The sequence below is a fragment of the Vibrio sp. D173a genome (genome assembly GCF_030248475.1).
This window is the reverse complement of record NZ_JAHGAH010001112.1, coordinates 1-805: the sequence shown is the minus strand read 5'-3', so window position 1 is coordinate 805 and position 805 is coordinate 1. Positions and strand designations below refer to the sequence as shown.

Genomic DNA, 805 nt, shown 5'->3' with positions numbered 1-805 from the left:
TTTACTCGCTCTTCTAGTAAAGAAGCAGCAATGCCTTTCGGGTGCTTATCGGTATTCGTTACGTGGCTGAATTTGATAACAATTTCACCCGGTTCACAGTTCGCAGCAGCATTAAAACTTGTGAGCGCAAGCGCAGAGACAGATAGCAGGGTAAGAGGCTTAAACATTATTATTCTCCTTAGTAAACAAAGCAGCCCATCAATGGGAACTGCATGCTTTTACTAAGGCAATTAGCGCGCCAACTAGCTACATTTATTTAACAACCCTTTAACCATAAGGCTTGAGAGAAAAATGAACGGGGAAGCAAAGTAGAGGTGGATTTTTGAATGGGTGGAAAATGACACATCCCATTTTATGAAATGTGTCATTTCTCGAACATTTAAATTAAGCGCTTATTTTGAGCTGAGCACTTATTTTGAATAGAACACTTATGAAGAACAGCTGATCTCCATCTCTTTGCCCCACTCTGGTGGCAGTGCGGCTAAATATTCATAGTCAGGGTGCTCGGCATACGGATCGGCGAGCACAACCATTAATGCATCTACCACACTGCTATCGCCCTCTTCCGCTTTATCAATTGCCAATTGAGCCAGATAATTACGCAGCACATATTTGGGGTTAATGGCACGCATCTTCTCACAGCGCTCTTCCACAGTATCGGGTTCTAGCTCGCAGCGTTGTAGATAATTATTGACCCAGAGCTTGGCTGCTTCGCGGTCGATGACTAGATCAATCACCTCTTGCTCAGATTGCGTGTCGAGATCCGATAGCGCTCTGAAGAAACGAGGATAATCGACTCGGTTTT

General features: G+C 44.1%; 1 protein-coding gene and 1 pseudogene. Both read right to left on the bottom strand.

The window, feature by feature from the left end:
- Positions 1-167, bottom strand: a pseudogene (locus KIV40_RS31655) (C4-dicarboxylate ABC transporter); the annotation flags it as partial.
- A 261-nt stretch (positions 168-428) separates the two neighbouring features.
- Positions 429-805, bottom strand: a 377-nt coding sequence (locus tag KIV40_RS31650; protein WP_285353278.1) for a protein adenylyltransferase SelO family protein, incomplete at its 5' end; no start/stop codon positions are given.